This window comes from Serratia fonticola, from assembly GCF_001006005.1.
Classification (GTDB): Bacteria; Pseudomonadota; Gammaproteobacteria; order Enterobacterales; family Enterobacteriaceae; genus Chania; species Chania fonticola.
The window spans coordinates 3922159-3943391 of record NZ_CP011254.1 but is presented as its reverse complement, the minus strand read 5'-3'; the positions used below and the strand labels follow the sequence as shown (position 1 = coordinate 3943391).

Below are 21233 nucleotides of genomic sequence, written 5' to 3'. Positions count from 1 at the left end.
AGCTTCCCTGCTCGGCATTTGCCATTTAACTTCCTTGTTATCGCACCGCACTGCCGCACATATTTGACCGTAGGGTGCCGCATGCTTAGCAGAATTGTGTGCCTGTCGGTAAATGTCAGCGGCTGACTTTTACCGCAGTACCACTGACGCTGACCATCAGCATGGTGCTATCTTTACCTACGGTTTGATAATCGATATCGATGCCGACTACCGCGTTAGCCCCAAGTTCTTTGGCCTGCTCCTGCACCTCCTGAAAGGCTAACTGACGCGCCTTGCGCAGCTCTTTCTCATAGGCACCGGAACGGCCACCAACGATATCACGCACGCCAGCAAAGAAATCACGGAAAATATTGGCACCCAGAATCGCCTCGCCGGTAACTACACCGCAATATTCGGTGATGGTAAACCCTTCCAGGGTGTGGGTAGTGGACAATTGCATCAAGAACTCCTTATAAAATCAAATCATTGCTGTGGTAGGACAGCTAATTTAAGCGGATGTTCTGTGGCACAATGGCACACAGCACCAATGCAAGGACCAAAAACGCCTTTATACTGTAGGCTAGTCCCGAGGTTTTCGGTCTTCATGGTTGAGAGACTTTTACATAAGGTTATGAGATGAAAACAAAAACGCTTGCTGTTGTTTTACCCTTGGCCCTGTTCTTAAGCGCCTGTACCACCGTCGAACCGGCCTTTAAGGATGTTGGCGTTCGCACTGGCGCCTGCGTAGAGGGTGGCCCGGATACGGTGGCCCAGAAATTCTATGACCTGCGCATTCAGCAAGGCCCAAGCACCGCACTGCCGGACAGCAGTCGTCTGGCACAGTTGCAGCCTTACCTGAGCCAGGTGCTGTATCAGGATCTGGTCAGTGCCGCTCAGCACCCTGGCAAACATACCATCACCGGCGATCTGTTCTCTGGCAATGCCCAGGGGCCAACCAGCGCATCAGTTGCCAGCGCCTCCACCATTCCTAACACCGATGCCAAAAACATCCCGCTGCGTGTACAGCTGACCCACCAGAAAGAAGGTGCCAGTGCAATCAACTGGCAGGACGAAGTACTGATGGTCCGTGAAGGCACCTGCTGGGTGGTTGACGACATCCGCTTCCTCAACATCCCGCAGCATGCCGCCAGCGGTACGCTGCGTCAGGTTCTTGAGAACCAGTAACACCAAGATGGCAGCCGGGTGTATCACCTTCCCGGTTGCCAATTCCCCCCCCCTCAGAAATGCTCAAAAATCCATCACCTTGAGAAAAATAGCTAGCTATCTCACAGTGTGCGCGACAAATCAGCCATTCAGCCAGCGCTCACGGTATCTTCTGCTATTATTTAGTCATTCTGCGACGTACTAATAAATTTTAACTCACAAAGATTGCATAAGTATTCTGTGGAAGTTACCATTCCCGGCATCAATGTCTATTCAATTTCAGCGCATGAGTATTCAACTAAAAGATATCAACTGCTTTTACGGCGCACATCAGGCGCTGTTTAACATTACACTGGATTGCCCTGCCGGCGAGACTCTGGTGCTGCTTGGTCCAAGCGGTGCGGGTAAGAGTTCGCTGCTGCGGGTGCTTAACCTGCTGGAAATGCCACGCTCTGGCCACCTGCGAATCGCGGGCAATCAGTTCGACTTTAAACAGTCACCGGGGGAGAAATCCATCCGCGAACTGCGCCAAAACGTAGGCATGGTGTTCCAGCAGTACAATCTCTGGCCACATCTGACCGTGGTGCAAAACCTGATCGAAGCGCCCTGCCGCGTACTTGGCCTGACCAAGGCACAAGCGATGGCGCGTGCCGATAAGTTGCTGACCCGGTTACGCCTGACCGATTTTGCCGATCGTTTCCCACTGCATCTCTCCGGTGGCCAACAACAGCGCGTAGCCATTGCTCGTGCGCTGATGATGGAGCCTCAGGTTCTGCTGTTCGATGAGCCTACGGCCGCGCTGGATCCGGAAATTACCGCGCAGATCGTCAGCATCATTCGCGAGTTGGCGGGCACCGGTATCACTCAGGTGATCGTCACCCATGAGGTTGAAGTAGCGCGTAAAACCGCCAGCCGCGTGGTGTATATGGAAAATGGCCATATCGTCGAACAGGGCGATGCCAGCCACTTTGCACAACCGCAAACCGTAGAGTTTGCCAATTACTTATCACACTAATAGCGATATTTGCTGTTCTCAGGGAGTTTGCGATGAAAAAACTACTAATCGCCGCCGTTCTGGCTGGCATCAGCGTTTCTGCCTCAGCAGCCGAAACAATTCGTTTCGCTACCGAAGCTTCCTACCCTCCGTTCGAATTTGTCGCGGCGGATAACAAGATCCAGGGCTTCGACGTCGATCTGGCCAACGCTCTGTGTAAAGAGATGCAGGCTGAGTGTACCTTTACCAACCAGGGCTTCGACAGCCTGATCCCAAGCCTGAAGTTCAAGCGTTTCGATGCCGTGATGGCCGGTATGGATATCACCCCTGAGCGCGAAAAGCAGGTACTGTTCAGCAAGCCTTACTACGATAACTCGGCCCTGTTTATTGCCGAGAAAGGCAAAGTGGCCGACGTGGCCGCGCTGAAAGGCAAACGCGTTGGCGTACAAAACGGCACCACGCACCAGAAATTCCTTACCGATAAACACCCGGAAATCACCACCGTGGGTTACGACAGCTATCAGAATGCCATTCTAGATTTGAAAAATGGCCGTGTTGATGCGGTGTTCGGCGATACCGCCGTGGTTAACGAGTGGCTGAAAGAAAACGCTGCGCTGACCGCCGTGGGCGATAAAGTGACGGATAAAGACTACTTCGGTAGCGGTCTGGGCATTGCCATGCGCCTGCAAAATACCGAACTGCAGGGCAAATTCAACGCCGCCCTGGATAAAATCAAGCAGGATGGGACTTACGAAGCCATCTACAAAAAATGGTTCCAGCAGTAATCATTATCCATGAATGAAATCCAACCTTTAGCTAGCGCCGCCGGGATGACCGTCGGCCTTGCCGTTTGTGCCCTGGTCCTCGGCCTGATCCTGGCGATGCTGTTTGCCGTCTGGGAGTCATCCCGCTGGAAAGCGGTCAGTTGGCTCGGCACCGCCTGGGTGACCCTGCTGCGCGGCTTGCCAGAAATTCTGGTGGTGCTGTTTATCTACTTTGGCTCCTCACAGCTGCTGATGATGCTGTCCGACGGCTTTGTCCTGAACTTCGGCCTGTTCCAACTGCCGGTGCAGCTGTCCATCGATAATTTCGAAGTCAGCCCGTTCCTGTGCGGCGTTATCGCCCTGGCTCTGCTCTATTCTGCCTACGCATCGCAAACGCTGCGTGGGGCGCTGAAAGCGGTGCCACAGGGCCAATGGGAATCCGGCCAGGCTTTGGGACTAAGCAAGACGGCTATCTTCTTCCGCTTGATCATGCCACAAATGTGGCGTCACGCGCTGCCGGGGCTGGGCAACCAGTGGCTGGTGCTGCTGAAAGATACCGCACTGGTGTCGTTGATTAGCGTTAACGATTTGATGTTGCAGACCAAAAGTATTGCCACCCGCACCCAGGAGCCGTTTACCTGGTATGTGATTGCTGCGGCAATCTATTTGGTTATCACCCTGCTGAGCCAATACATCCTTAAGCGGATCGAGCTGCGCACCACACGTTTTGAGCGGGGGCCAGCCTGATGCTTGAGTTCATCCCCGAAATCATCAAAGGCTTGCATACCAGCCTGTCTCTGACGATTGTCGCACTGATTGTTGCCTTGCTGATGTCGCTAGTGCTGACGGTGATCCTGACGTTAAAAACCCCGGTGCTGACGCAGTTGGTGAAGGTCTACATTACGTTGTTCACCGGTACGCCGTTGCTGGTGCAGATCTTCCTGATTTACTACGGCCCTGGCCAGTTCCCGGCGATCCGTGAGTATCCCTGGCTGTGGAACCTGCTGTCGCAACCCTGGCTCTGCGCGATGATTGCGCTGGCGCTGAACAGTGCGGCCTACACCACCCTGTTGTTCCATGGGGCGGTGCGCGCTATCCCGGCGGGCCAATGGCAATCCTGTGAAGCGCTGGGCATGTCACGCCAGCAAACGCTGCGTATTCTGCTGCCGTATGCCTTCAAACGTGCCTTGTCATCCTACTCCAATGAAGTGGTGCTGGTGTTCAAGAGTACCTCGCTTGCCTATACCATTACGCTGATGGAAGTGATGGGCTATAGCCAACTGATGTACGGCCGGACTTATGACGTGATGGTCTTCGGTGCCGCTGGCATTGTGTACCTGTGCGTCAATGGCCTGCTGACGTTACTGATGCGTATAGTTGAACGCCGCGCATTGGCATTTGAACGGCGTAACTGAGCCAAGCCTCGCTGAACTAGCCCTGCCTTGCGCAGGGCTTTTTTATGGCTGAAAATAATTTTCTAGTCATTTATATTGAATAGTCATTCACTAAATGGCATTGTTATCGGCATAGCCACTCACAATGCCCTTGGGGCGTTGTCAGAAAAAAAGGTGGCGAGACAACAATCAAATTTACGACAGGAGCCGTACCGATGAAAAAGCTGTTACTTGCCGCCACCATTCTCGCCGGGATCACCTTTAACGCTGCCGCCGCAGACACTATCCGTTTCGCCTCTTCAGCGACCTACCCGCCGTTTGAATCTCTGGATGCCAATAACCAGATCGTCGGTTTCGATATCGATTTGGCCAAGGCCTTGTGCAAGCAGATGCAGGCCGACTGCACCTTTACCAACCAGGCCTTTGACAGCCTGATCGCCGCGCTGAAATTTAAAAAATATGACGCGGTGATTTCTGGTATGGACATTACTCCGGAGCGCAGCAAGCAGGTAACCTTTACCCAGCCCTATTATGCCAACTCGGCCATCGTCATTGCTCAGAAAGGCAAGTTCGCTACGCTGGCGGATTTGAAAGGCAAAAAGCTGGGGATGGAAAACGGCACCACGCATCAAAAATACATGCAGGACAAGCACCCGGAAATTAATACCGTGTCTTATGACAGCTACCAAAATGCCGTGCTAGAGCTGAAGAATGGCCGTATTGATGGCGTGTTCGGTGACACTGCGGTGGTTAATGAGTGGCTGAAGAATAATCCGGAACTGGCCGCCGTAGGTGAGCACGTAACCGATGCGCAGTACTTTGGTACCGGCCTGGGCATTGCCGTACGCCCCGACAATCAGGCACTACTGGCCAAGCTGAATGCTGCGCTGGATGCGATCAAGGCGGATGGGACCTACAAGGCGATCAACGATAAGTGGTTCCCGCAGTAATACCTCAGCTAGACTACAGGCCCTCACTGGAGGGCCATTATTTCCGGACTAGCAGCGTCAACACTTCGTAATGGGCAGTATGCGGGAACATATCAAATAGCTGAACACGCTCAACTCGGTAATCCGGCAACATCGCCAAATCCTTCGCCATACTTAGCGCATTGCAGCTGGAATAAAGAATAAAACCCGGCGCCATGCGGTTGAGATAATCACACAGCTCGTTGCCAATCCCCCGACGCGGTGGGTTCACCAAAACCAACTCAGGAACCTCTCCCTCAGCGGTGGCAAATCGGGTCGAATCCAGCGCCTGAAAATCTACCTGCTGTAAGCCGAGAGTTTGTGCCGACTGTTTGGCACAGGCAATCGCCTCTGCGCTGATTTCAATGCCGGTCAGCCGGGTTTGCGGCTGTGCGCAATGCAACCCGAAGCCGCCAACGCCACAGAACAGATCCCACATGCTGGCAATCCCCAGCGCCCGTACCCAATCCCGTGCGGTGGCATACAGCTGGCTGGCCACCTGCGGATTGGTTTGAAAAAAGCTCTGCGGGCGAATGTATAACGGCACCTGGTTGAACCGCTCTTCCAGCGCCTGCTGTTCGGTCAGCGGGATTTCATGCTCACCTTCCATGATCGCCATGTGTACTGGCTGAATATTGGCGGAGATCACCTTCAACTGCGGCAACTGCTCTTGTAACCAAGGCAAGGCCGCACGGAGTTGCGCCAGCTTGCTTTCGGAACGCAGCACAAAGCGCAGCATCAGGCCGCCGCTGAAGGTGCTTTCCGTCAGTAGTAAATATTTCAGCTCGCCACGTTTGCGCGCCACGTTATAAGGCGTTAATCCAGCGCGGGGGATAAAGTCTTTCAAGACCGCGAAAATCGGGGCAAAGCTGGACGGATACAACGGACAATCACACAGGTCTACCGGCGTGCCATCACGGTGCAACATGCCAAGCAACGGCCGCTCAACGCTACCGCTGACCACCATTTTCGCCTTGTTGCGAAATGCACTCTGTTCACCCGTCACCGGTTCCAACCACTGCGCGACATCGCGATCCGCCAGCAAGGATTGCAGATGATGTTGTTTTTCTTCCAGTTGCTGGGGATAAGGCTTTTCCAGCCACTGACAGGAACGGCAGGTGCCCGCCGAGTACAAAGCGCAATGCATGAATAGTAACCGTTAACTCAGGATGACCAATGGGGGCGCAGATTGTACCACCCAATGCGGACAAAAACTTATTTACGAGGTCAGAACAAGATAAAACGCCGCCCGGTCAGGCGGCGCTTGAAGCTCGATTAATCGTCAACAGCATCAGCCACGAGCAGCCCTTTGCAGTTCACGCGCGCGCTGTTTTTCCGCCCGCGCCATAAACCACCAGGCAATAAACCCGAGGATCCCAACCACCAGCAGGATCAGCGTCGCCAAAGCGTTGATTTCCGGGTTAACTCCCATACGCACACTGGAGAATACCAGCATTGGTAAGGTGGTAGCCCCAGGCCCGGCCACGAAGCTGGCAATCACCAGATCGTCCAACGAAAGAGTAAACGCCAGCATCCAGCCCGAGATCAGCGCCGGGGCAATCATCGGCAAGGTGATCACGGAAAACACTTTCAGCGGCGTCGCGCCCAGATCCATAGCTGCCTCTTCGATCGAACGATCCAGTTCACGCAGGCGCGAACTGATAACGACCGACACATAGGCGGTACAGAAGGTGACGTGCGCCAACCAGATGGTGAACATTCCACGCTCAGAAGGCCAACCAAAGGTGTGCCCCATCGCCACAAACAGCAGCAGCAGCGACAAACCGGTGATCACGTCTGGCATAACCAGCGGTGCGGTGAGCATAAAGGCAAACCCGGTCGAACCCCGGAAACGCCCAAAGCGCACCATCACCATCGCGGCAATGGTACCGAGGATCACCGCTGCCGTGGCGGAAGCAGCCGCAATGGTCAAACTCAGGCCAACTGCGCTGATCATCGCCGAATCGTGGAACAATTCGATATACCAACGGAACGACCATCCCGCCCAAACGGTAACCAGCTTGGAGCTGTTGAACGAGTAGATCACCAGCATCAGCATCGGTGCGTAGAGGAAGGTGAAACCGACCACCAGAATCGCTATGCGCCACGGTGAGCGCACTACCGGCAAGTTATTCATCCCTGCCCTCCCATTTCCTTGTTCTGGTGCTTGTGGAACCAGAGAATAGGTACAATCAGCAACAGCAGCATCACGGTAGCAACCGCCGAGGCGACCGGCCAGTCACGGTTATTGAAGAACTCCTGCCAGAGCACGCGGCCAATCATGATGCTGTCTGGCCCGCCGAGCAGTTCCGGGATCACGAACTCCCCCACCGCCGGGATAAACACCAGCATCGAGCCGGCAATGATACCGCCACGCGTTAACGGCATGATCACGCTGAAGAAGGTTTTCAACGGCTTGGCCCCCAGATCCAGCGAGGCTTCAACCAGCGAGTAATCAAGGCGCGTCAGCGCGGTATAAATCGGCAACACCATAAACGGCAGATAGGAATAAACGATACCGATATACACCGCCAGATTGGTATGCAGGATCACCAGCGGCTGATCGATCACCCCCAACCACATCAGGAAGTTGTTCAACACCCCGTTGTTCTTCAGTATCCCCATCCAGGCATACACGCGGATCAGGAATGACGTCCAGGAAGGCAGGATCACCAACAGCAGCAGAATGTTGCGGGTCGACGGTTTACTGTGTGCCACCGCCCACGCCAGCGGATAGCCGATCACCAGGCAGCATAACGTTGAAACCGCCGCTATCTGCAAGGATTGCAGATAGGCATCGATGTATAACGGGTCATCGGTCAACTGCAGGTAGTTGGCAAAGTTCAGTGCAATATCGAGTTTGCCGTCTGCCCAACTCATCAGATCGGTATAAGGCGGTACCGCCAAGGCCAGCTCTGAGAGGCTGATCTTGAACACGATCAGGAACGGCAGCATAAACAACAGCAGCAGCCACAGCAGCGGCAGCGCGATCACCAACTTGCGGCCATGGGCCATCTGCAAACGTTGGATAAACGCCTTAATCGGGCCGGGTACTCTTGCCGGAGGCTCCGGCGAACGTTCAGAAAGCAATGTCATGGTGGTTACTCCTCACGTTCTCAACTACACCGTCAGAACCACACAGCTGTCGGTTTCCCAACACAGGCGCACTTCATCACCCCAGGTCGGCATCCCTTTGCGGAAGCGATGGCCGTTTTGCAGCTGCGCACTGATCATCTGCCCGCTGAGCAGTTTGACGTGGTAGATCGACAGATCGCCCAGATAGGCGATGTTCACCACCTCTCCCACCGCAAAGTTGCAGCCGTCTTCCGGCACTTCCTCACACAGCATGATCTTTTCCGGGCGGAGCGCGACCTGAATAGGCACACCGTCTACCACCGATGAATCAGGATCGACCTTAAGCGCATGGCGTAAACCCGGACTTTGCAGGATCAATGCATCATCCCGCCGCTCCTGCAACACGCAATCGAACACGTTGACCGAACCGATAAACTCGGCGCTGAAACGGCTGTTCGGGTGCTCGTAGATCTCTTCCGGCTCACCGATTTGCACAAACTTGCCGCGGTTCATGATGGCGATACGGCCAGCCATGGTCATCGCTTCTTCCTGATCGTGGGTGACCATGACGCAGGTCGCGCCCACGCGCTCCAGGATATCCACCACTTCCAGCTGCATACGATCGCGCAGTTTCTTATCCAGCGCGCCCATTGGTTCATCCAACAACAACAGCTTTGGCCGTTTAGCCAGGCTACGCGCCAGTGCCACACGCTGGCGTTGACCGCCGGAGAGCTGGTGCGGCTTACGTTTGGCGTATTCCTGCATATGTACCAGCGTCAGCATTTCTGTGACGCGCTCGTTAATTTGCGCGCGCGGCATTTTGTCCTGCTTGAGGCCAAACGCGATGTTCTGCTCCACCGTCATATGGGGGAACAGCGCATAGGACTGGAACATCATATTGACCGGGCGCTGGTATGGCGGCACATGGGACATGTCCTGGCCATCGAGGACAATTTGCCCTTCCGTCGGCTGTTCAAAACCGGCCAACATACGCAGCAACGTCGATTTTCCGCAGCCAGAGGGCCCCAACAGCGCAAAAATTTCGCCCTTGTAGATCGTCAGGCTGACGTCTTCTACCGCGTTCTGGCCGTCAAAGGTTTTGGTAAGGTTACGGATTTCCAGCAGAGGGGTGAAGACCTTCTGCGATTTGGCTAGCGGACGAGGGGTAACATCGTTCAATCGGGGTGCTCTCCGGCTAAAGCAGTGCGAACAACCACAGCAATTGCCATGGCCCAAAATGGCAATGCAGGCGGGTTAACCCCACCTGCTTATCAATACCCTATGGATTTCGAGCTGCGGCTAGGCGACAAGCTTACTCATCCCCAGGAGCTTACTTTTGGGTAAGTGACTGGGGTGAGTAAGTGCAGGTAACAACGCTGCAGCTTGAAAGACGACAGGTATTTACTTCCCGCTTTTAACTTTAGTCCATGCCCGGGTAACAACACGGTCAAGTTTTGGCGACTGCACATTCAGCGTGAACAGCTTGGCACGAATATCTGCCGGTGGGTAAACGTTCGGGTTATCACGCACCTCGGCATTCACCAGCGGCGTTGCGTCTTTCACCGCGTTAGCATAAAACACGTGGTTGCTGATATCCGCGATCACCTCTGGCTTGAGCAGGAAGTTCAGGAACTGGTAGGCCGCATCTTTGTTTTTGGCATCGGCTGGCATCGCAAACATGTCAAAGTAGGTCAGCGCCCCTTCTTTTGGAATGGAGTAGGCCACATTGACGCCGTTTTTGGCTTCCTTGGCACGGTTGGCGGCCTGCATGATGTCGCCAGACCAGCCAATGGCCACGCAAATATCCCCGTTAGCCAGATCGTTAATGTACTGGGAAGAGTGGAAATAGCGGATATTCGGACGCAGTTTCATCAACAGATCGTTGGCCGCACCGGTGTAATCTTCCGCACTGGTGCTGTTAGGATCTTTACCCAGATAGTGTAAGACGGTGGCATACACTTCGCTTGGCGCATCCAGGAAGGAGACACCACAGCTTTTCAGTTTCTCCAGGTTTTCCGGCTTGAGGATCAGGTCCCAGCTATCGACCGGGGCATCTTTACCCAGCACCGCTTTGACCTTATCGACGTTATAGCCAATGCCGGTGGTCACCATCATGTAAGGGATACCGTACTTATTATCCTTGTCGTTATGCGCAACCAGTTGCAGCATCTCGGGATCAAGGTTTTTGTAATTAGGTATCTTGCTCTTGTCCAGCGCTTCAAAAATACCGGCTTTGGACTGACGCTCAAGGAAGTTGGAGGAAGGAACCACCAAGTCATAACCGGTGCTGCCCGCCATCAGTTTGCCTTCCAGAACCTCGTTGGAATCAAAGACGTCATACACCACTTTGATGCCGGTTTCTTTCTGGAATTTGGCCAGGGTATCCGGCGCAATGTAGTCGGACCAATTGTAGATGTGCAGCGTATTGTCTGCGGCCGACGCGGTGAGGCAAGCCGTCATCAGCAAGCCGCCAACCACACCCGATAACCACTTTTTACGTTGGGTGACCATCCGTAACTTCCTCCAAAACAAGGGGTAAATTTGTATCTTGAAAGGATACAACGCCTTTGATTAGCCGAGCGCAATCGTTGCGATCGCGAGTGAATAGCTATGCAGTTGATTGCATGCGATTTTCTCACCTGCCAGCCCACGAGGTCACAAACAGGAGCGTGAGCCTTTAGCAAGATCAGCAGCATAACCGGAGTTGCCAGACGGTGCCAGCCTCCAGGGTAAAAAACGCCGTTTATCGATTAATTATGCACGGGGTCTGTATGTGATGCGGCAATAACGGCCTAAAAGACGAGAAATATCTGGCAATAAGGGCTGAAACGCAGAATATCTGGTTGTGGGGGAAAGTCCGGGCTGCGTGCCGCCAGAGCTGCGGCACACATAATGTACAGCGAAGATTAATGCAGCATCGGTTGGCTGGCTACGGTAGCCGGGTTATCTTCTTCATCACCCATAAACAGCAGATCGTTCGCCCTGGCTTCCAGGATCACCATCGAGATCTGTTCTTCGCCCTGTTGCATAAAGTGGGCAAACTGCTCATAGGCTACGCCCACGGCAATGCTCAAAGACTGGCAAACAATCAGCTTTGGCAAGTTATCGTCTTGAATATCAACAAAGGCCTTGATGGTCAGCGAGCTGGCATTGATTTGACTGAGATCGGCCACCAGCGGGATCAGTGCGGTTGGCTTGACTTCGGCCAGCGCGGAAAACAGGATCACATTGTCCACCAGATCGAGCTTGGCATCGAATACGCCGTCAAAGTTTTGCATGTGCGGCAGGTGTAGCGCCTGGCAAGAGTCACATTCAAAAAACGAGATCCCCAACTGATCCAACCAACGTCGTAATAACGCCAAATCGGGGACGATGAGTGAATCCATAAATTACCAGCCTCACAGGGTTCAATGACATGAAAAGGCGCATAGCTTACGGAATATTCAATCGAGATGCCACGATCAAAGCCGCTTAATTCACTAATACGACAACATCGCACAACCTATCCGCACCTGCGATCCCCCGTACACGCTTGGCGCGACAGAGGAAAGCGCAATTTATCATCCGCCAGATTTCAGACGAAAGCCAGGCCGGGCTTGTTGCTCAATGTACTCGATCATCATGCCTGCAATATCCAATCCGGTGGTGGTTTCAACGCCTTCCAACCCCGGCGATGCATTCACTTCCATCACCAGCGGGCCACGATCGGCACGTAGGATATCAACCCCGGCAACATCCAGCCCCAGCGTCTCCACGGCCTTGATCGCGGTTGCGCGTTCCTTGCCGGTGATATGCACTTTACGAGCCGTGCCACCACGGTGCAGGTTCGACCGAAACTCCCCAGGCTTTGCCTGGCGTTCAATCGCGGCAACTACCCTGCCGCCAACGACCAGGCAGCGAATGTCACAGCCGTTGGCTTCGCGGATATACTCCTGCACCAGGATATGGGCATTCAGGCCACGAAAGGCGTCGATCACGCTCTCCGCCGCCTGACGAGTTTCGGCCAATACCACGCCGATCCCCTGTGTCCCTTCAACCAGCTTCACCACCAGCGGTGCGCCACCCACCAGTTCGATCAAATCACCGGTGTCATCCGGCGAATGCGCAAAGCCGGTAATGGGCAGATCAATCCCCTGGCGCGCCAGCAGTTGCAGCGAACGCAGCTTGTCACGGGCGCGGGTAATGGCTACAGATTCATTGAGCGGATAGCTGCCGAGCAGTTCAAACTGGCGCAGCACGGCAGTGCCATAAAACGTAATAGCAGAACCGATACGCGGGATCACGGCATCGTAACGTTCCAACTGGCGGCCACGATAATGAATGCTAGGTGCCGCCGGGTTGATATTCATATAACAAGACTGCGGATCGATAACATCGATACGGTGCCCACGCTGCTCTGCAGCCTCACGCAGTCTTTTACATGAGTACAGCGAACCATCGCGTGAAAGAATGGCAATTTTCACTCGTCACCCCTAAAGGCGTTGATCACCTGCATTGGCAGGCATTCCCCATAGCCGCGTTTAGTCTTGCGGTCCCTGGTCTTGTTTATCTTTCGGCGGGGTACGCCGATCGTTCTGCGGCGGCTGGCCACCGCGCAGTAGCGGGCCGAACCCTTGAACTACGCGCCAGACCAAAAACGCGGCTGCCGGAACCATCATGAAGACGCCAAGAAAGATCATGCCAACCGCCGCCTGTTGCGAAGCCAGTATACCCGGCAAGCGCACGTAGTCATGAATACTCAGATAAGAGAGTATCAACAGCACCATGCCCAATCCTTCAAGCACCAGCACAGAACGCGGTAAGTCACCGAATGAACGCATATTTTTTTCTCCAGACTCACTGTGTCCAGTGTAGTAAATTCGCCATCACAGCAACAGCCCTAGTTGATTAATCGGTTCTATAAATCAAACCAAGAGGCAGATCCTGCTTTTTTTTAGCTCCACCAACGGGCATAGTAAGCGCCATGACGTGAGTGATAGCGCAACTGAAGTCTTTTTATGACGGAAGGAATGTCGTTACAATACGGTTAATTATTAATAACAGACTAGGAGTGTTACATGTTTGCTGTAATCTTCGGGCGTCCGGGCTGTCCTTACTGTGTCCGTGCTAAAGAGCTGGCAGAGAAATTGACTGAAGAGCGTGACGATTTCAACTTCCGTTATGTTGATATTCACGCAGAAGGCATCACCAAGGCCGATTTGGAAAAAACCGTGGGCAAACCGGTAGAAACCGTGCCGCAGATCTTTATCGATCAGACCCACATTGGCGGCTGCACCGATTTTGAAGCCTACGCCAAAGAAAATCTGAACCTGTTCCAGTAAGCTTCAAGCTCGAACAAAAAAAGGCCACCGAACGCAGGTGGCCTTTTTTACGATTAGGGTTTTTACCGCCGATAGAACTGTTGCAAAGCATGCAACACCATGCGCATTAATAAATACAGCATCCCACCGAACACACACCAAAATACGGCGCTGACCGCATAAGCCAACTCCTGCCAAAACGAATGGCCGGGCGTTAACCAAAAGTGGCGAATGAGCAAACACAGCGGTACCGCACACAGTGCGCCAAGCAACGGACACAGGATACGCTGCTTGCTCGACAAATAGCTGGCGATAAAACCGGGAATAATAAACAACAGCAGGCCGGTTTCACCATGATGCTCAGGCTCTGTCACGCCGAGGGCACCGCTCTTCTGGCCCAGAAAAACCAGGCTAAACAACAGAAAACAGCTGAAAATGCCCACCCAGTATCGATAACTCACCATCCACCTCTCCCCTCCATACCCGAAAAACGACGGATATCGCGATGTGACCGCTCACTACATCGTAAAAAACAGCCTATCGCACAGACCTTGCGACACACAGCCGAAATCGACAGCGCTGGCTGAACTTTTTCCTTGGTCAAAAAGGGTTAAATACGTATGCCGACACAGCTTTATGCTGGCTGTCATACGTGATAGCGACTAGAATAAGCGCCGCCATTCGATGGTTCGGATCGCCTTCCGATGGTTGGTTGTTATCTCAGTTTTATCCATATACTCTATGGCTGAATCTAACTCTTATAGTGTTCTTTATCAAGAACTTACTGGTAAACAATAAGTTATCCCCCGTGAACATAAACGTCGCAAGTTTGTTAAATGGTAACTACATCCTGTTACTGTTTGTGGTACTCGCCCTGGGGCTCTGCCTCGGAAAGGTTCGTCTTGGCTCCGTTCAACTCGGTAATTCCATTGGCGTTTTAGTGGTCTCGCTGTTGCTCGGCCAGCAACACTTTGCCATTAACACCGAAGCGTTAAGCCTCGGCTTCATGCTGTTTATTTTTTGCGTCGGTGTTGAAGCTGGCCCCAATTTCTTCTCGATTTTTTTCCGCGACGGCAAAAACTACTTCATGCTGGCGCTGGTGATGGTCGGTTCAGCGATGGTGATCGCTATCGGTCTGGGTAAGCTGTTCCACTGGGATATCGGCCTTACTGCCGGCATGCTCGCCGGTTCGATGACCTCCACACCGGTGTTGGTGGGTGCAGGCGATACGCTGCGTAATACCATCACCAGCGGCCCGGCACTGCTTGCAGCCCAAGACCATCTGAGCCTGGGCTACGCCCTGACCTACCTGATTGGCCTGGTCAGCCTGATTTTCGGCGCACGTTACCTGCCTAAGCTACAGCATCAGGACCTCTCTACCTCTGCCCAACAAATCGCCCGTGAGCGCGGTCTGGATACCGATAGTCAGCGTAAGGTTTATTTGCCAGTGATCCGCGCCTATCGCGTTGGCCAGGAACTGGTTGCCTGGGCAGACGGCAAGAACCTGCGCGAGCTCGGCATTTACCGCCAAACCGGTTGTTACATCGAAAGAATTCGCCGCAACGGCATTCTGGCCAACCCAGACGGAGATGCGGTGTTACAGGTCGGGGATGAAATCTCACTGGTCGGCTACCCTGATGCTCACGCACGCCTGGACCCAAGCTTCCGTAACGGTAAGGAAGTGTTCGACCGGGATCTGCTGGATATGCGCATCGTGACCGAAGAGATCGTGGTCAAAAACAGCAATGCGGTAGGCAAGCGCCTGAGCCAGTTGAAGCTGACCGATCATGGTTGCTTCCTCAACCGCGTGATCCGCAGCCAGATTGAAATGCCGATCGATGACAGCATAGTGTTGAACAAAGGCGATGTGCTGCAGGTTAGCGGCGATGCCCGCCGGGTAAAAAGCGTGGCAGAGAAGATCGGCTTTATCTCCATTCATAGCCAGGTTACCGATCTGCTGGCGTTCTGCGCCTTCTTTATCATCGGCCTGCTGATCGGCCAGATCACCATTCAGTTCACCAGCAGCTTCTCCTTTGGCATCGGCAACGCCGCAGGGCTATTGATGTCCGGCATCATGCTGGGCTTCCTGCGTGCCAACCACCCGACCTTTGGTTATATCCCTCAGGGCGCGTTGAACATGGTGAAAGAGTTCGGCCTGATGGTGTTTATGGCCGGTGTAGGCCTGAGCGCAGGGGCAGGTATTGGCAATACCCTAGGCGCAGTAGGTGGCCAGATGCTGATCGCAGGCTTGATCGTCAGCCTGGTACCGGTAGTGATCTGCTTCCTGTTCGGTGCCTACATTCTGCGTATGAACCGTGCCCTGCTGTTTGGTGCCATTATGGGGGCACGTACCTGCGCTCCGGCGATGGAAATCATTAGTGACACTGCACGTAGTAATATTCCAGCATTGGGATATGCAGGCACCTACGCCATCGCTAACGTGTTGTTAACCTTGGCAGGTTCGCTCATCGTGGTGATCTGGCCAGGTATCATGGGGTAGCAAGGCGGTCTGAGAAGTGGTGCTACGGCGACATATTTTTTAATTTTTCTAGCAACAGGTAGAACTTTTCGATCGGGACATAGTCTGAATTAGTGCCACTGCTTTTCTTTGATGTCCCCATTTTGTGGAGCCCGTTAGTCCCGCCTTTTTAGGTTCAAGATTAGCGGGTTTTTTGTTGCCTGAATTTTACACCCCTTAAAAACAGTCACTTAGGGAACGTCATTTTACTGAGTGGCGACAAAATGGCGGCACACGATTTGCAGCCATAAAAAAACCTGCTTTCGCAGGCTTCTAGTCAGATCCAAAGTGCTCCCTGATTTCCCCTGGTTGGGTGTGGCGGCACGATATCAATCTTCTCCGGTGTCACGATTTGGCGTTGGATAGACTCCAGGGTTACAAACGTACAACTACAGTTTATATTCTGGCACTGGTGATAACGCTCTTTAGTGTTCTCACTCAGATAACGACTGGTGCGGGCATGTGCTGCAGTTCGGCAAATCGGGCAATGCATCATTAGGTATCCCCTCCTCTATCCCTTAATGCTGGCGATAATACCTCTCAAGATCGGGAACGAAACTACCTTTGATACGCCGGTGATCATGACAAGAAGCCCCCCACCTTTCCGGCCAGCTCCCCGGCTTGCCCGTACCGCTCACCCGCCTGCTGTCGCAGGTCGCCAAACATCGCTGCCAGGGACTCATCGACCCGTTTTACGTCAGGGTAAACTCGGTGCAGCGCGGGCTGTTCCGGGGCCATGACGGATGCCATCGTTGATTTCGATGACACGCACGCCGTGATGATAGTCAGCCATAAGCGGCTTGATCCGTTGTGAGTTGGTGCAAACAGCATGCCACCAGGTAGACAAGGCTGCACGTGGTGACAGATGGAATGCCGACCAGATAACAGCCTGTAGAAGGGAAGCAAGGCAATGCAGGGAGTACGATCGTTTTCACCGATCAATATCGTGTTATTGATCTAGCGAATCGATTGGACGGGTTTTAGCCATTCCTCTAGGGTTAATGGGCTTCTTGTGGCAACACCAGGGAAACGCCACAACCCCAAGAGCCCGCATTTTATGCGGGCTTTATTATGGGTGCTTATGTTACATTCAGCAGGTTCACTTAATGATATAAACCTCTACGCTTCGTGGCACCAAGTCACATTGTTAATATAAGGATATTGAATAATGGCTAACGTAATCTATGCGACATTGAAAGGTAAACAGCAGGGACTTATTTCTGCCGGATGTTCCTCTATGGATTCCATTGGTAATAAGGGGCAAACCGGTCATTTAGACCAAATCCTGATTAATAGCCTGAACTATGCAATGAGCAGGGAACAGCATGTCAGCCATCACCCTGTCGTGTTTACCAAACCTATCGATAAATCCTCGCCTTTGCTGGGCGTGGCTATTTCCAGCAATGAATCGCTTGAAGTCCTGTTTGAGTTCTACAGAACCAATGCGTCCGGTGCGCAAGAGCTTTACTTCACCATCTTACTCACTGATGCCACCATTTCCGATATCTCAGGCTCACACCCTCACTCAATTACCCACAGCGGCGCACAACCGCAAGAAACTATCTCTTTGAAATACAAGAGCATTACCTGGAGTCATATCATTGCGGGCACCAGTGGTTACAGCATTTGGGATGACAGAGTCTATTGATATTAAGGGGGGATGGTTAATGCCATCCCTTACTATATCAGCAGCTTTTTATAATAGAAATCAATTCAAACATTAATGCTGAGAATAGATAATTCACTGTCTACCTTTACCATGAGCCAACATGCTTATCACTACACATAATAGAGCATAAATGAGCGGGCCATAGTACATGAAGTCGTCGTCTTCTGGAACGGGGATCCCCAAAATGGGGATCACATGAACTCTCAAAACTATCATATGGAAAAGAACAAACAAGAAGGAAATCATGACTCCATAAAAATTATGCAGAGGGTAGTAAGACGATGTCAACCTTCTATTTGCAATAGTATAAAATAACAAGACCTATGATAGAGAAAATAGAGTATATATAGCCCATGAAATCACTTAGAAACTTTATTAAAAAAACAGAGACAGAGAGATACAGTCTTCAATCCTCTCTGCCATTGATTAGTTTTTACTTTTATTATGAGCCACTGCACAGACGGCAGCGGTCAACAATCCATACAAATACGGGGCATATGACATGAACTCGTTATCTTCTGGTACGGCAATACCAAGAACAGGAATTTTTTGGAAATTAAAGACATAGATATGGAACAGCATAAATAATGATGCGACTAAGATGGCACGAAATTTAGTGTATGGATAATCAGATGACGTCAGTCGCTTTATAAGCCAGTACAAAGGTACTATTGATGCAATTGAAATCAATGAATAAATATAGTTCATACACTCTCTCGAAAAATCAAACAATACAACCAAAACACATCATAAACTTGGCTGTCCATATATAATTTAACTACTTAAATGCTTTCATACTCACTATCGTACATAATAATCCATAAAGAAAAGGCGCGTATACCATAAACTCATTATCTTCTGGAACGGCTACCCCTAAAAATGGAATCTCTTTGAAATGGAAGATATATAGATGAAACACCATAAACAAGGTAATTACAACTAATGCACCGAACCTAGTGTAGGGATAAAATGATGATGACAACTTACGAACAATCAAAAACAAAGGCCATAAGGTGACAACTGAAAAAAGTGAATATAAGTAGCTCATTTTGCAGCCTTATATGAGTTATACTGCCCAATTATAGTATTAACATCACCATAATATTCTAATAGCAATTCATTTCTAGTCATTAACTTAATGCCCATTTCTTTCATTCCCCAAAGTAGATCAGTGTCAATATAGCGGTATAATCGCACGGCATCCTCCTCTAATCGCAGGCCAAGCAAACCATTTATTGATAGACTTAGATCGACAACCGTATAGATAACATCTGCATCCTTGGCACTTATACCTAACAAAGCCCCAACACCTTCATAAATAAACTTAAGCGGGCCAGTATAACTTTCCCGATAAAGAAGAAAATACCCATTCTCAACGACATTATTTATGCCGTGGGCAATTAACAGGCCCCCAATAGGTGCACTTGCTCCGCTACTGGCAACACCAACTCCCGTTACAAACTGCAATCCACCACTAACAAAACCGACACCGGCAACAATTAAATCGACATCAATAACATCCTTGCCGTTTTTACCTTTAGAAACTTTATTCACTACAGGTTTAACAACCACAGCTTGCCGATATTGTTTTCTTGTTAAGGTTTCATCTTGCTTTCTTAGGTTTGCGATTTCCTGGTCTAACGATCTCATCGCTTGATCTTGTGTTATTTCACCCGTATTGACTTTGGATGTAATGTCATTGGAGTAGGAAACAACCTCACTAATAAATTTATCCTTTGCCAAGCTCCACTTCATATACTTACTGGCAACGCTGTTCATTACCTGCATAAGCTCATTTTGCTTATAACTGATAATAACGCCAATGACTTTTTGCTCTCCTCGCTCCCTGTCCTCTCGATTTATATACGGATCGCGTTGGATGTCTTCCAACTCGTCATACATTTCTTGCATCAATCTATCCATGAAAAAACCACTCTCTAATCTATCGTTTATCCCAAGACCGCTTGGTTTATATAATTGATAAGCATACCTTACGCAAGATATTTCGATTGCCAGGCAGATCACAGAGCGAGCTTTAGACTTGCTAATCAGATCCCTCAAGATGAAAACCCGATTATTAGTGGGTCATTACTTAAGCATCAGGCGATAGCGGCCAATCAATATCCGGCGTTGCCGTCACCGCTGTGAGTAGCCTGCCCAACCTTGAGATTGGCGCTCACAATGGCGTTATGCCCAAAACCACATCACCATTCTTTACGTTGACCGAGAAAGGCCGTAGCGCGTTATAGGGACCACATGGGGCTTTAGCATTGGTCATAAGAAAATACAGACTGTTACTATCATTGCGCCAATACATCCCATAATCGCCGCCAACAATCGGTAGTTATCCGAGGTAGTCGACTAGGTTTCAGCACTAGTCTTTAACTTTACACCAGCAGCATATTGTTTATTGGTCAAAGTATCCTAACAGAAATATTAATGCGATATAAAATACTGAAGGTAGATGTACATGAACGCAAGAGGAGAGATCTGTTACCAATAGCGTTAACCCTATCTCATATTTTAAACTGACAGAATTTAACCTATCGAGGTTATTGACAACACTATTCTTTTAATGACAACGTAGTGAAACACCGAGGTAATGTCGCTCAACGAAGGGAGTCTGACATCGGTTACAAATATCATTAATGCCAGGGAGGTGAGCATGTAAAACCAATACAATAACAGCACCAGAAATAAAATACCGAGTTTTGGCAGTTTAATGATTTTTTATGTATCATTTCACAATCCCGAAAGGATTTATAGGATTGCATCATGAAAGTGAGTTTTTTAGGGTACCTTTTTCTGGTTTTAACCAGCTCCTTTTTTTGTGGGAGCTTAAGCGCAGTCGGCACCGGCACGCTTACGGTGAAGTTTGGTCAGACAACGGAGGATAGTTTTAAGGCGACTCACCCGGAAGCGGTCAATGTGGGTTATAATAACGAACTGAAAGGAAATATTTATAAAGAAACACCCGATAACAACAAGGACAAACGAAGCGGTATCATTTTTGAAAGTACCAAAGATGTTTTTGTCTTGTTTGATCAGAATAAGAATTTATCCGCACTGCAGTTACAATTTAAAAACGATCAGTTTGGTCTCATTAGTGCGATTTTAGCCAGTAAGTACACTACCACCGTAAAGAAAACCCCATTTATCGGCACTGACTATATGGAGCTATACAATGAAGGGGTTTCTATTTACTTGATGGATCCTATTTTCTATTCAAACACGTCACTCTTCTTTATAAGGACCGACATTAGAAATAAAATCCTAAAAGACCTCTCCACGGAGATGCTCAATGATGATATTGATGTACTGAATTACCTCGTGGAAAGAAGCTTCCCTTCAAAAGAGTAATCCAATAAGTGCCCCTGCTATTATGCAGAATATCAAAATAACATAATA

The 21233-nt window shown here is 50.8% G+C and carries 24 protein-coding genes and 1 pseudogene; 10 read left to right on the top strand and 15 right to left on the bottom strand.

Going from position 1 to position 21233, the window contains the following annotated elements:
* Positions 1-115: 115 nt before the first annotated feature.
* Positions 116-439 (bottom strand): heavy metal-binding domain-containing protein, encoded by a 324-nt coding sequence (locus tag WN53_RS17585; protein WP_024486192.1) that lies wholly within the window; start codon positions 437-439, stop codon positions 116-118.
* A gap of 176 nt (positions 440-615) precedes the next feature.
* Here WN53_RS17585 and WN53_RS17580 point away from each other — a divergent pair, with 176 nt between their 5' ends.
* The 6 genes from WN53_RS17580 (at position 616) to artJ (WN53_RS17555) (ending at position 5245) form a co-directional block, all read left to right on the top strand.
* Positions 616-1164 (top strand): lipoprotein, encoded by a 549-nt coding sequence (locus WN53_RS17580; protein ID WP_024486191.1) that lies wholly within the window; start codon positions 616-618, stop codon positions 1162-1164.
* 265 nt (positions 1165-1429) lie between these two features.
* Positions 1430-2158, top strand: a complete 729-nt coding sequence (artP, locus tag WN53_RS17575) for an arginine ABC transporter ATP-binding protein ArtP (protein WP_099049968.1) — start codon at positions 1430-1432, stop codon at positions 2156-2158.
* A 32-nt stretch (positions 2159-2190) separates the two neighbouring features.
* Positions 2191-2922, top strand: coding sequence for an arginine ABC transporter substrate-binding protein (gene artJ, locus WN53_RS17570; protein ID WP_046808136.1), 732 nt, complete (start codon positions 2191-2193; stop codon positions 2920-2922).
* Between the two features lie 9 nt (positions 2923-2931).
* Complete coding sequence (gene artQ, locus WN53_RS17565) at positions 2932-3648, top strand: arginine ABC transporter permease ArtQ (protein WP_024486188.1); 717 nt, start codon at positions 2932-2934, stop codon at positions 3646-3648.
* Positions 3648-4316: an arginine ABC transporter permease ArtM gene (gene artM, locus WN53_RS17560; protein WP_024486187.1), complete on the top strand. Its 669-nt coding sequence runs from the start codon at positions 3648-3650 to the stop codon at positions 4314-4316. The genes artQ and artM overlap by 1 nt, the downstream gene beginning before the upstream one ends.
* 194 nt (positions 4317-4510) lie before the next feature.
* Positions 4511-5245, top strand: a complete 735-nt coding sequence (gene artJ / locus WN53_RS17555) for an arginine ABC transporter substrate-binding protein (protein WP_046808135.1) — start codon at positions 4511-4513, stop codon at positions 5243-5245.
* Between the two features lie 37 nt (positions 5246-5282).
* Here the strand turns inward: artJ (WN53_RS17555) and rlmC are convergent, their stop codons facing one another.
* The 8 genes from rlmC to WN53_RS17515 all read right to left on the bottom strand — a co-directional run bounded on the left by rlmC (position 5283) and on the right by WN53_RS17515 (position 13158).
* Positions 5283-6410 carry a 23S rRNA (uracil(747)-C(5))-methyltransferase RlmC gene (rlmC, locus tag WN53_RS17550; RefSeq protein ID WP_046808134.1) on the bottom strand — a complete coding sequence of 376 codons (1128 nt, stop codon included), beginning with the start codon at positions 6408-6410 and terminating at the stop codon, positions 5283-5285.
* 144 nt (positions 6411-6554) lie between these two features.
* Entirely contained in the window at positions 6555-7400 is an 846-nt protein-coding gene (gene potI, locus WN53_RS17545; protein ID WP_024485538.1) for a putrescine ABC transporter permease PotI, read from the bottom strand.
* Positions 7397-8359: a putrescine ABC transporter permease PotH gene (gene potH, locus WN53_RS17540; RefSeq protein WP_021804975.1), complete on the bottom strand. Its 963-nt coding sequence runs from the start codon at positions 8357-8359 to the stop codon at positions 7397-7399. The genes potI and potH overlap by 4 nt, the downstream gene beginning before the upstream one ends.
* Positions 8360-8383: 24 nt before the next feature.
* A complete protein-coding gene (potG, locus tag WN53_RS17535) occupies positions 8384-9517 on the bottom strand; it encodes a putrescine ABC transporter ATP-binding subunit PotG (RefSeq protein ID WP_024485539.1) in 1134 nt (377 codons plus the stop codon).
* A 222-nt stretch (positions 9518-9739) separates the two neighbouring features.
* Complete coding sequence (gene potF / locus WN53_RS17530) at positions 9740-10849, bottom strand: spermidine/putrescine ABC transporter substrate-binding protein PotF (protein WP_024485540.1); 1110 nt, start codon at positions 10847-10849, stop codon at positions 9740-9742.
* Between the two features lie 395 nt (positions 10850-11244).
* Complete coding sequence (locus WN53_RS17525; protein ID WP_024485541.1) at positions 11245-11724, bottom strand: type III secretion system chaperone family protein; 480 nt, start codon at positions 11722-11724, stop codon at positions 11245-11247.
* Positions 11725-11898: 174 nt separating this feature from the next.
* Positions 11899-12801 (bottom strand): 30S ribosomal protein S6--L-glutamate ligase, encoded by a 903-nt coding sequence (gene rimK / locus WN53_RS17520; protein WP_024485542.1) that lies wholly within the window; start codon positions 12799-12801, stop codon positions 11899-11901.
* A gap of 57 nt (positions 12802-12858) precedes the next feature.
* Positions 12859-13158 (bottom strand): YbjC family protein, encoded by a 300-nt coding sequence (locus tag WN53_RS17515; protein WP_024485543.1) that lies wholly within the window; start codon positions 13156-13158, stop codon positions 12859-12861.
* Between the two features lie 237 nt (positions 13159-13395).
* On the opposite strand from WN53_RS17515, the gene WN53_RS17510 reads away from it, so the two are divergent.
* The gene (locus WN53_RS17510; RefSeq protein WP_021804981.1) at positions 13396-13659 is read left to right on the top strand and encodes a GrxA family glutaredoxin; all 264 of its coding nucleotides are present in this window, start codon (positions 13396-13398) and stop codon (positions 13657-13659) included.
* Positions 13660-13721: 62 nt separating this feature from the next.
* Here the strand turns inward: WN53_RS17510 and WN53_RS17505 are convergent, their stop codons facing one another.
* A complete protein-coding gene (locus WN53_RS17505; protein ID WP_024485544.1) occupies positions 13722-14102 on the bottom strand; it encodes an inner membrane protein YbjM in 381 nt (126 codons plus the stop codon).
* A gap of 344 nt (positions 14103-14446) precedes the next feature.
* On the opposite strand from WN53_RS17505, the gene WN53_RS17500 reads away from it, so the two are divergent.
* Positions 14447-16138, top strand: coding sequence for an aspartate:alanine antiporter (locus WN53_RS17500; RefSeq protein WP_071680847.1), 1692 nt, complete (start codon positions 14447-14449; stop codon positions 16136-16138).
* 295 nt (positions 16139-16433) lie between these two features.
* Here WN53_RS17500 and WN53_RS27575 read toward each other — a convergent pair whose 3' ends face one another.
* Together WN53_RS27575 and WN53_RS28015 are read right to left on the bottom strand one after the other, a co-directional pair.
* Positions 16434-16652, bottom strand: a complete 219-nt coding sequence (locus WN53_RS27575; RefSeq protein WP_071784985.1) for a DNA-binding transcriptional regulator — start codon at positions 16650-16652, stop codon at positions 16434-16436.
* An 83-nt stretch (positions 16653-16735) separates the two neighbouring features.
* Positions 16736-16852: pseudogene (locus WN53_RS28015) on the bottom strand (phage tail protein); the annotation flags it as partial.
* A 472-nt stretch (positions 16853-17324) separates the two neighbouring features.
* Between WN53_RS28015 and WN53_RS17495 the strand changes: the two are divergent.
* Positions 17325-17804, top strand: a complete 480-nt coding sequence (locus WN53_RS17495; RefSeq protein WP_024485546.1) for an Hcp family type VI secretion system effector — start codon at positions 17325-17327, stop codon at positions 17802-17804.
* 447 nt (positions 17805-18251) lie between these two features.
* On the opposite strand, the gene WN53_RS28685 is transcribed toward WN53_RS17495, so the two are convergent.
* From WN53_RS28685 to WN53_RS29160, 3 genes are all read right to left on the bottom strand, one after another.
* A complete protein-coding gene (locus WN53_RS28685) occupies positions 18252-18533 on the bottom strand; it encodes a hypothetical protein (RefSeq protein WP_158645284.1) in 282 nt (93 codons plus the stop codon).
* Between the two features lie 336 nt (positions 18534-18869).
* Entirely contained in the window at positions 18870-19748 is an 879-nt protein-coding gene (locus WN53_RS17490) for a DUF4225 domain-containing protein (protein WP_024485547.1), read from the bottom strand.
* A 253-nt stretch (positions 19749-20001) separates the two neighbouring features.
* Positions 20002-20142, bottom strand: coding sequence for a phage tail fiber protein (locus tag WN53_RS29160; protein ID WP_425313907.1), 141 nt, complete (start codon positions 20140-20142; stop codon positions 20002-20004).
* A 458-nt stretch (positions 20143-20600) separates the two neighbouring features.
* Here WN53_RS29160 and WN53_RS17485 point away from each other — a divergent pair, with 458 nt between their 5' ends.
* Positions 20601-21185, top strand: coding sequence for a hypothetical protein (locus WN53_RS17485; protein WP_024485548.1), 585 nt, complete (start codon positions 20601-20603; stop codon positions 21183-21185).
* Positions 21186-21233 lie beyond the last annotated feature (48 nt).

What these genes read in the sequence shown, in the direction of transcription:
- WN53_RS17585 (WP_024486192.1), bottom strand. Translation starts at nt 439, where the DNA reads ATGCAATTGTCCACTACCCACACCCTGGAAGGGTTTACCATCACCGAA.
- WN53_RS17580 (WP_024486191.1), top strand. Translation starts at nt 616, where the DNA reads ATGAAAACAAAAACGCTTGCTGTTGTTTTACCCTTGGCCCTGTTCTTA.
- artP (WP_099049968.1), top strand. Translation starts at nt 1,430, where the DNA reads ATGAGTATTCAACTAAAAGATATCAACTGCTTTTACGGCGCACATCAG.
- artJ (WP_046808136.1), top strand. Translation starts at nt 2,191, where the DNA reads ATGAAAAAACTACTAATCGCCGCCGTTCTGGCTGGCATCAGCGTTTCT.
- artQ (WP_024486188.1), top strand. Translation starts at nt 2,932, where the DNA reads ATGAATGAAATCCAACCTTTAGCTAGCGCCGCCGGGATGACCGTCGGC.
- artM (WP_024486187.1), top strand. Translation starts at nt 3,648, where the DNA reads ATGCTTGAGTTCATCCCCGAAATCATCAAAGGCTTGCATACCAGCCTG.
- artJ (WP_046808135.1), top strand. Translation starts at nt 4,511, where the DNA reads ATGAAAAAGCTGTTACTTGCCGCCACCATTCTCGCCGGGATCACCTTT.
- rlmC (WP_046808134.1), bottom strand. Translation starts at nt 6,410, where the DNA reads ATGCATTGCGCTTTGTACTCGGCGGGCACCTGCCGTTCCTGTCAGTGG.
- potI (WP_024485538.1), bottom strand. Translation starts at nt 7,400, where the DNA reads ATGAATAACTTGCCGGTAGTGCGCTCACCGTGGCGCATAGCGATTCTG.
- potH (WP_021804975.1), bottom strand. Translation starts at nt 8,359, where the DNA reads ATGACATTGCTTTCTGAACGTTCGCCGGAGCCTCCGGCAAGAGTACCC.
- potF (WP_024485540.1), bottom strand. Translation starts at nt 10,849, where the DNA reads ATGGTCACCCAACGTAAAAAGTGGTTATCGGGTGTGGTTGGCGGCTTG.
- WN53_RS17525 (WP_024485541.1), bottom strand. Translation starts at nt 11,724, where the DNA reads ATGGATTCACTCATCGTCCCCGATTTGGCGTTATTACGACGTTGGTTG.
- WN53_RS17515 (WP_024485543.1), bottom strand. Translation starts at nt 13,158, where the DNA reads ATGCGTTCATTCGGTGACTTACCGCGTTCTGTGCTGGTGCTTGAAGGA.
- WN53_RS17510 (WP_021804981.1), top strand. Translation starts at nt 13,396, where the DNA reads ATGTTTGCTGTAATCTTCGGGCGTCCGGGCTGTCCTTACTGTGTCCGT.
- WN53_RS17505 (WP_024485544.1), bottom strand. Translation starts at nt 14,102, where the DNA reads ATGGTGAGTTATCGATACTGGGTGGGCATTTTCAGCTGTTTTCTGTTG.
- WN53_RS27575 (WP_071784985.1), bottom strand. Translation starts at nt 16,652, where the DNA reads ATGATGCATTGCCCGATTTGCCGAACTGCAGCACATGCCCGCACCAGT.
- WN53_RS17495 (WP_024485546.1), top strand. Translation starts at nt 17,325, where the DNA reads ATGGCTAACGTAATCTATGCGACATTGAAAGGTAAACAGCAGGGACTT.
- WN53_RS28685 (WP_158645284.1), bottom strand. Translation starts at nt 18,533, where the DNA reads ATGAACTATATTTATTCATTGATTTCAATTGCATCAATAGTACCTTTG.
- WN53_RS17490 (WP_024485547.1), bottom strand. Translation starts at nt 19,748, where the DNA reads ATGGATAGATTGATGCAAGAAATGTATGACGAGTTGGAAGACATCCAA.
- WN53_RS29160 (WP_425313907.1), bottom strand. Translation starts at nt 20,142, where the DNA reads ATGTATTGGCGCAATGATAGTAACAGTCTGTATTTTCTTATGACCAAT.
- WN53_RS17485 (WP_024485548.1), top strand. Translation starts at nt 20,601, where the DNA reads ATGAAAGTGAGTTTTTTAGGGTACCTTTTTCTGGTTTTAACCAGCTCC.